The 8309-nt window shown below is 69.9% G+C and carries 6 protein-coding genes; 1 reads left to right on the top strand and 5 read right to left on the bottom strand.

The genetic code is table 11. The features are described from left to right. Positions 1–163: 163 nt before the first annotated feature. A complete protein-coding gene (locus HNQ79_RS11075; RefSeq protein WP_185029605.1) occupies positions 164–715 on the top strand; it encodes a GNAT family N-acetyltransferase in 552 nt (183 codons plus the stop codon). 119 nt (positions 716–834) lie between these two features. On the opposite strand, the gene HNQ79_RS11070 is transcribed toward HNQ79_RS11075, so the two are convergent. Genes HNQ79_RS11070 through HNQ79_RS11050 form a run of 5 tightly spaced genes read right to left on the bottom strand, consistent with a single transcriptional unit; the run spans position 835 to position 8143 of the window. After that, complete coding sequence (locus tag HNQ79_RS11070; RefSeq protein WP_260421565.1) at positions 835–2859, bottom strand: type IV secretory system conjugative DNA transfer family protein; 2025 nt, start codon at positions 2857–2859, stop codon at positions 835–837. Position 2860: 1 nt separating this feature from the next. Further along, entirely contained in the window at positions 2861–4294 is a 1434-nt protein-coding gene (locus tag HNQ79_RS11065; RefSeq protein WP_185029529.1) for an ATP-binding protein, read from the bottom strand. A 33-nt stretch (positions 4295–4327) separates the two neighbouring features. Further along, entirely contained in the window at positions 4328–5878 is a 1551-nt protein-coding gene (locus HNQ79_RS11060) for an SCO6880 family protein (protein ID WP_185029528.1), read from the bottom strand. After that, positions 5875–7305: a hypothetical protein gene (locus HNQ79_RS11055; protein WP_185029527.1), complete on the bottom strand. Its 1431-nt coding sequence runs from the start codon at positions 7303–7305 to the stop codon at positions 5875–5877. Before HNQ79_RS11055 ends, HNQ79_RS11060 begins: the two co-directional genes overlap by 4 nt. Further along, positions 7295–8143: a hypothetical protein gene (locus tag HNQ79_RS11050; RefSeq protein ID WP_185029526.1), complete on the bottom strand. Its 849-nt coding sequence runs from the start codon at positions 8141–8143 to the stop codon at positions 7295–7297. The genes HNQ79_RS11055 and HNQ79_RS11050 overlap by 11 nt, the downstream gene beginning before the upstream one ends. Positions 8144–8309: the final 166 nt, after the last annotated feature.

The raw sequence follows: 8309 nt of genomic DNA, 5'->3' as shown, positions 1-8309 counted from the left end.
GCCGATGGTACTGCAGGGGGGACCCTGTGGGAGAGTAGGACGCCGCCGAACAATCATTGCGAAGAGCCCCGTGCCGGGGATACCGGTACGGGGCTTTTCTGCGTTCACCGGGCGGTTCAACAATTGCCTTGCCTGGCTGGCTGGGGGCGATCAGGATCGGTTCATGAAACACCTCATACGCCGTGTACGTGCCGATGAATGGCGGCAGGTTCGGGATCTGCGGCTGGCCGCGCTGCAGGACCCCGCCGCCCCGATCGCCTTCCTGGAGACGTACGAGGACGCGTCCACCAGACCCGATACGTTCTGGCAGGAGCGGGCAGCAAATGCTGCGCAGGGCGACGCCGTGGCGCAGTTCGTGGCCGAGGCGCCCGATGGAAGTTGGGACGGGACGGTAAGCGTTCTGGTGGAAGGCCGTGGGAGCGAATCCGCGTTCTCCGACCCGGCCGTGATGGACCAGACGCACGTGGTGGGCGTCTTCGTGAGGCCCGAAGCGCGTGGCGCAGGGCTGGCCGATGCGCTGTTCCGGGTCGGCCTCGCGTGGTCGTCGGCGGTCGAGGAGCCGAGGGTCCAGCGGGTGCGGTTGTTCGTGCACGAGCGGAACGCGCGGGCCCAGGGGCTGTACCGGAAACTCGGGTTCGAGCGGACCGGGGTCACCGTCCCGATGGCCGGTGATCGGTCGGACGAGCGTGAGATCGAGATGGCCGTGCAGCGCTGAGGGGGGGGGTGCGGGCCGGGATCGTGGCTGCGCGTGCCCGGGGTGTGTGACGGTCGGGTGTCCGGGACGGCAGGGGGGGACCGAGGGGCCCGACGGTCCGTACGGCCGGTTGGGGCTGGTCAGCGGCGCGGTGGCCAGCGGGAGTTGAACTGTTCCTGGGAGCGGAGCAGGGCCATTGTGGGAAGGCCTTGGTTCTGTCCGGTCGTGAGGAGCTCCGGGAGCTGGGGCAGTGGCGCCACGGCCGCGACGTCGTCCAGGACGAGCGTCATTGGTGGGTCGAGCCGACCGTCGGATGACCGTGCGGCCATGCGGCGGCCGTGCTCGACCACGTGTGAGGCGAGGGCGGTGAGCAACGGCATCGCGCCCGGACCGGCGCGGCGGGTCCGGGGGTCCTCGATTGCTTCACCGACCATGTAGAGCGTTCCCCTCTCGTCCGCGAATGATTCCAAAGTGAGCGAATTGCTTCGGTTGGGTGTGCAGGAATCGCGGATGTGGACCGAAGAGAGCGCGGCGAACGTGCGGGCCGTCAACTCCTGGGCCATTTCCCGGCGTTCCGGGTACGCGGTGAGCGCGGACTCCAGGAGGCCTGCGGCGCCGGAGGAGGCCTTGGGGTGCGTACGGAGGATGCGTACCGCCTCGTGCGGGTTCGTGCCGTTGGCCCAGCGGTGGACCTGCTTGACCGGGTGACCTGCGACAGCGGCGGCGTGCAGCCAGCTGCCGAGGAGCGTCGCCGCGGTGTCGGCGACGGCCGCGTCCATACGTGCCTGCGGGCGGACCGGGGAGAGAAGGGCGGCGGCGCGCGCGGTGGCGGTGGCGGCGTCCTCGCAACCGGAGAGGGGCGACCAGTGGAGGCGGGCGGGGGTGTCGCAACGGTGCTCGGGGTCGTAGAGGAGGACGGGGCCGAGTCTGGCGCGGGAGTCCTTGGTCCCTTCCCACAGGGCGGGTGAGGAGGAGAGGACCAGCGCGGGCCCGGGGGCTTCGAGGATGCGTTCGAGGGCGCTGGGGTGCGGGGAGAGGTGAGGGCCGAGGAGGAGGTTGGAGCTGGAGCTGGAGCTGGAGCTGGAGCTGGAGCTGGGGGTGGGGGTGAAGTGTGGGTGGGGTGCGGTGGCTTGGGGGTGGGGTGGGTTTTGGGTGTAAGAGGTGACAGGCGAGGCGTCCGGCGGGGTGCCGCCTCGTTGCCCGTGGGTTTCCGAGCAGTTGGCGTCGTGCATGCGGGGAGGGGCCACTGCGGCCTCGGGCGGTCGCTCCGTCGCTTCAGGACCAGAGGTTCGATGGCTCACGGACCGAGGGGGCTCACCGGGAGTGTGGGAAAGCTTCGCCGCCCAAGGGCGATTGCCGGGGGCGTGGGTGGCCGTCGTTTGGGGAGGGACGGTGGGGTTGGGTCGTGGGTGGTGGCGCCGGTGGGCGCGGACAAGGCGCCAGCGGGCGAGTGTGGTGAGGGCGAAGATGGTGAGGACTGTCAGGGTGAGCAGCTGGCCGATGAACAGGCCCCAGAACAGGCCGTAGCCGGAGAGCTCGGTGGTTGGTGTCTGTGGCCAGGCCGCCGCCAGGTCAGTGGGAGCGGAGACGAGCCGGCGCAGTGCGGTGGGGGTGTGGGAGAAGGTCACCCCGGTGGGCCAGGAGCCGTGGGCGAAGAGGCCGGCCAGCCCCGTGGCGGTCCAGGTGAGGACCGTCGCGCTCAGGAGCAGTGCGAGGCCGCCGATCAGCAGGCTGTCCGGGACCCCTCGCTGTGGAGCGGGACGGTGCGGGGTGGGCGGCCGGTGAGCAGGCGGCCGGGGGGCGGCGGGGCGGTTCGCGTAGCGCCAGGGAGCCTGGCCGCGGCCTTCGTTTCCGCCGGCGTCTTGGTCGTTGCTCCCGTACTCGGCGGGGTCTTGGCCGCGGCATTCGTATCCACCGAAGTCCTGGCCGGTGCTTCCGTACCTGGTGGGGTTCTGGCCGCTGTCCTCGTGTCCTCCCGGGCTTGGCCCGTTGCCCTCGTACCCGCCGCCGGAGCCTTGCCCGTTGCCTCTGTTCCCGCCGGGGTCCCGGACGGCGTTTTTGTGCATGCCGGGATTGCGGGCGCCGTCCTCGTAGCCGTCAGATCGTTGTCGACCGGCTGCGTAGCGCCTTTTCGGGTTGAGGAAGCGGGTGCGGCGTTTGGGCATGTCAGGCGACCGTGGCGTCCGACGATTCGACTTCGGCCATTTGGGATTCGATCAGGGCGGCGCGTTGTTCGGCTTCCCAGTCGGCGGCGCGGGCGTCGTCGTTGAGGAAGGACTCCTCCGGGGTCGGGTCCGCGGAGGACTCGGTCATGGCGCGGTCGGTGAAGACCAGGGGGCGTTCGGCTTCGGTGATGAGGTGCTTGACGACCTGGACGTTGCCGTTGACGTCCCAGACCGCGATGCCGGGGGTGAGGGTGGGGATGATCTCGACGGCCCAGCGGGGCAGACCGAGCACCTTGCCGGTGGCGCGGGCCTCGTCTGCCTTCTGGGCGTAGATGGTGCGCGTGGAGGCCATCTTGAGGATGGCCGCCGCTTCCCGGGCGGCGGCTCCGTCGACGACGTCGGAGAGGTGGTGGACGACGGCGACGAAGGACAGGCCCAGGCGTCGGCCGAACTTGAGGAGGCGCTGGAAGAGCTGGGCGACGAAGGGGCTGTTGATGATGTGCCAGGCCTCTTCGACCAGGAAGATGCGCTTCACGCGGTCGGGGCGGATCCAGGTGTGTTCGAGCCACACGCCGACGATCGCCATGAGGATCGGCATGGCGATGGAGTTGCGGTCGATGTGGGAGAGGTCGAAGACGATCAGCGGCGCGTCGAGGTCGATGCCGACGGTGGTGGGGCCGTCGAACATGCCCCGGAGGTCGCCGTCGACCAGTCGGTCCAGGACGAGTGCGACGTCGAGCCCCCACGCGCGCACGTCGTCTATGTCGACGTTCATGGCTTCCGCCGACTCGGGCTCGGGGTGGCGGAGCTGTTCGACGATGTCGGTGAGGACGGGCTGGCGGTCGCCGATGGTGGCGTTGACGTACGCGTGGGCGACCTTGAGGGCGAAGCCGGAGCGTTCGTCGAGGCCGTGGCCCATGGCGACTTCGATGATGGTGCGCAGCAGGGCGAGCTGCCCCGTGGTGGTGATGGCGGGATCGAGGGGGTTGAGGCGGATGCCGTGGTTGAGGGCTGCCATCGGGTCCAGGCGGATGGGGGTTATTCCCAGCTCCTCGGCGATGAGGTTCCATTCGCCGACGCCGTCCTCGCCCTGCGCGTCGAGGACGACGACCTGGCGGTCCTTGAAGCGGAGCTGGCGCAGGACGTAGGTCTTCTCCAGGGCCGATTTGCCGTTGCCGGACTCGCCGAGGACGAGCCAGTGGGGGGCGGGGAGCTGCTGTCCGTACAGCTGGAAGGGGTCGTAGATGTAGCCCTTGCCGCTGTAGACCTCGCGGCCGATGATCACGCCCGAGTCGCCGAGGCCGGGAGCCGCGGTGGGGAGGTAGACGGCCTGGGCCTGGCCCGTGGAGGTGCGGACGGGGAGGCGGGTCGTCTCGACCTTGCCGAAGAGGAAGCTGGTGAAGGCATCCGTGAGGGCGGACAGCGGGTCTCGCATGTGTCTGTCCCTTCCAGGGTCCAGGGGGTGCTGTTAGCGACGGATGCCGGTGGCGAAGGGGAGCGTGTTGACGAAGGCGCGGTGGTGTTCGCGGTCGCACCATTCGAGCTTCAGGTACGACTTGCCGGCCGACGCGCGGATGGTGCGCTTGTCGCGGGCCAGGGCCTCGGGGTTGCGGGAGGACACCGTGATGTAGCCGACGAGGTTGACGCCCGCCGCGCCGCTCGCGAGGTCTTCGCCGCGCTGGTCGAGGCGGCCGTGCGCGGCGATGTCGCGGGGGTCGACGGTGCGGTTCATCTTGGCGGCACGGGAGGCGTCGGCCTCGTCGTTGGTCTTCTCGGTGAGCATCCGCTCGATGGCGACCTCGGTGGGTTCGAGGTCCATGCAGACGGCGACGGTGCGGATCACGTCCGGGGTGTGGACGAGGAGCGGCGCGAGGAAGTTGACGCCGACGGGCGTCATCGGCCATTCCTTCACCCACGCCGTGGCGTGGCACCAGGGCTCGCGGGTCAGCGACTCGCGGGTCTTGGCCTGGAGGTACGTGGGTTCCATCGCGTCCAGCTCGGCCGGCCAGGCGTTGCGCTTGGTCATCGCCTGGATGTGGTCGATGGGGTGGTCCGGGTCGTACATGGAGTGGACGAGGGAGGACAGCCGGCCCTGGCCGAGGGGCTGTCGCACCCGGATGTCGGCCTCGGCGAGGCGCGCGCAGATGTCGGTGAGCTCGCGCGCCATGACGATGGCGAGTCCCGAGTCCTTGTCGAGCTTCTTCGCGCCCTTGGGGCGGGTGGCGCGGGCCATCGCCGCGCCCTCGGCGGCGAGTTCGCGCGTGTAGTGCATGCAGGCGACCAGGTACGCGCGGTGCTGCTCGCTGGAGGTGGACACCATCGACTGGAGCTGGTCGTACGACTCCTGGAGCCAGCCGGGGGCGGTGCGGTCGCCGCGCTGGCTGACGTCCTTGGCATGCGCGTCGGGGTCGGCGGGGAGCGTACGGGCCAGCATCTGCAACCGGGTGACGAACCCGTCGCCGTTCGCGACGTGCTTGAGGAGCGTGCCGAAACGGTCCACCAGGGCTTCCTGGTCCTCGCTGTCACGCAGGCCGACGCCGGGGCCCTCGATCTCGATGGCGGCGGTGACGGTGCGCCGGTCGGCGTGCAGGAGCACCGCGATCTCGTCCGGGCCGAAGGGGGCGGCCAGCCAGTTGATACGGCCGATGCCGGGCGGCGGACCGATCTCGACCTCGCGGCCGTCGGCCTTGACGCCCGCCTCCATGGCGCTGGAACGGTACGTCGTTCCCTTGCGGAGGTTCCGCTTGTAGCTCCGGTTGATCTCGAACCACTTGTAGAACGTGCGGTGGCGGTAGGGGACGTACACCGCCATCAGCGCGAGCAGCGGCAGGCCGACGAGCAGCATGATGCGCAGGGAGAGGGAGGGGACGAGGAGCCCGCACATCATGCCGAGGAAGGCCCCCACGATGATGAGGGCGATCTCGCCGGTCTCGCGGTTCTTGCCGACGATCGCGTTGGGCCGGGCCCGGCCGATGAGATACGTGCGGCGGGGTGCGAGCGGGTGGATCTGGGTGGTCAACGCCCTCCACCTCCTCCTGTGTTCTTGCGGTGGCTGTGGGGGCCGGCCCCGGTGGCACCGGTGGTGCCCGTGTTGCTGGTACCGCGGTTGCTGTGGGTGCTGTTGCTACGTGCGGAGGGGGCGGCGGAGGGAATGGGTCCGGTACTGGACGTCCCTCCGGAGGTCCCTCCGCTTCCGCTTCCGGTCGAGGAGCCGCCCGTACCGCCGCCGCGGCTGCTGTGGGCGGCGATTCCGCCGCTGGCGTTGGCGGCCTGGCGGGGGGCGGGGGCGCTGCCTCCGCCACCTCCGCCGCCTCGGCTGCTGTGCGTCTTGATGCCCTGGGAGACGAGGTTCGCCGGGGAGGAGAGGACGGCGGACGCGCGGGCCCCGTCCGTGACCTGCTTGCGGCTGGCGCTGGCGGCGGCGATGTCGTCGCCGAAGCCGGGCACGAAGCGGTAGATCATCGCCGAGGCGAAGATGGCCAGGAGGATGATCGCGAGGCCGGAGACCACGGCGGAGAACGCGTTCGGCCCGTCGCCGGTGGACAGCGCCCCGGCGAGGCCGAGGACGATCACGATGACCGGTTTGACGAGGATGACCGCGATCATGATGCCTGCCCAGCGGCGGACGTGGTTCCACAGGTTCTTGTCGACCAGGCCCGCGTAGACGACGGTGCCCAGGAGCGCGCCGACGTACAGGAGGGCGGCCCGGATGACGAGTTCCAGCCACAGGACGCCCGCGGCGAGGATCGTGACGAGGGCGACGACGATCAGCATGATCGGCCCGCCGCCGATCTGGTCCCGCTTCTGGAGGGCCTCGGCGAACGATCCGAAGAAGACGTCGGTCTGCCCGCCGGACGCGGCGGAGATGACGGCGGTGACGCCGTCGGTGGCCGAGACGATCGTGTAGAGGATCAGCGGGGTGAAGGCGGAGGCGAGGACGGTCAGCCAGAGGAAACCGATCGCCTCGGAAATGGCGGTGGGCAGCGGGACGCCGCGCATGGCCCGCTTCGCCACGGCCAGCAGCCACAGGACGAGGGTCAGGATCGTGGAGGCCGCGAAGACCACGGCGTACTGCTGGAGGAACTTGGGGTTGGTGAAGTCCACGTTCGCCGTCGACTTCACGGCCTCGCTGAGCTTGCCGACGATCCAGGCGGCGGCGTCGGCACAGCCCTTGGCGAGGGAGGTGAGGGGGTCGAGGGAGGCGTCGGTGTCGGTGGGGGAGGGGGCTCGGGGGGTGGAGGTGCCGGGGGCGGCGTTGCCGCGTTCGCAGTACTCCTTGGCGAGCCCGACGATGAGATCACACGGGTCGTCGCTCTTGCTGGGTGCGGGGGTCGGGGGCGGGGTCGGTGCCGCAACGGCGCGCGACGCGAACAGGATCGCGGCGACCTGGACTGCGCCCAGGATCGCCGCAAGCGAACGCGCGCGGGGGAGCTGGTTAGCGGGCATAGACGAAGCCTCCATATCCCTCAACCGCTCCAGCGATCTCGTCGGAGGTCGAGGCGCGGTTGTCCCCATTGACCGGCGTTGGACCTTCCTTTTGGGACGACGACTCGACCTTCCAGTCGTCGTTCGCCCACTTCAGCTTCTGGGTGATGGTGAACCAGGTCTCGGTCACCGGTTTGGTGGATTCCTTGCCCGCGAGTCCGACGAGGCCCGTGCACCACACCTCGACGGTGGCAGTATCGGCATCCTGCTGGAGCACCTTGGTGCCGACCGGGACGGTACGCGAGACGAAGCTCTGGCCGGAGGGCGGACGTCCGGTCTCGTCCAGGCCGACGTTCTTGAAGAAGCCGGAGGAGTACGCCTCGTTCAATGAGCCCAGGAGCTTGTCGACCACTTCAGGCACGTGGATGGACCGTACGATCTCACCTCGTGTTGTGGCATCGAACATTCCCTCGGAGCCCAATGAGACTGCATAATTCGCGGCCGCGCTCTGCGCACCCTGCGAGTCCCGGGCGAACCCCGAGGGAATCCCCGCAGCCCCCCTGCCACTCACCGGCTTCTCCCCGGTAGCCGCCGTCGAGTCCGCTGCCGGGGGTGCACCCCGGGTGCCGCCCTGGTCCGCGGGGCCGTTGGCCGGGCCACGGTTGGCGAAGGCGATGGCGGCGACGAGCAGGACCACCACCCCCACCACCGTGATCATGGAGCGGGACGTCCGCGGTCCCCTGCCGCGGAACGGTGACGAGTCGCCGTCCGGCATCCGGGTGCGCGTCTGGCGGGTGCCGCCCATCGTCGTGTAGGGGTCGTCCGTCCCCCTCCGGCCGTCGTCCTCACCGAGGCTCATGCCGCGTACGCCCCCTCAGCCTTTCGCAGTCCCGCGTCGTAGTCGCACTCGCATTCGCATGCGTAGCAGTTAGACGTTAGCGGGGCTGCTTCCCGCGTGGGCGCCGTGTGGTGACTCGTCATCAGAGAACGCAACCTCAGGGGGAGAGCCGGGCACGCCCGGTGAG

It is taken from the genome of Streptomyces candidus, assembly GCF_014207445.1.
GTDB lineage: Bacteria > Actinomycetota > Actinomycetes > Streptomycetales > Streptomycetaceae > Streptomyces > Streptomyces candidus.
The sequence above is the reverse complement of the archived record's forward strand: the minus strand, read 5'-3'. Positions and strand labels throughout refer to the sequence as shown.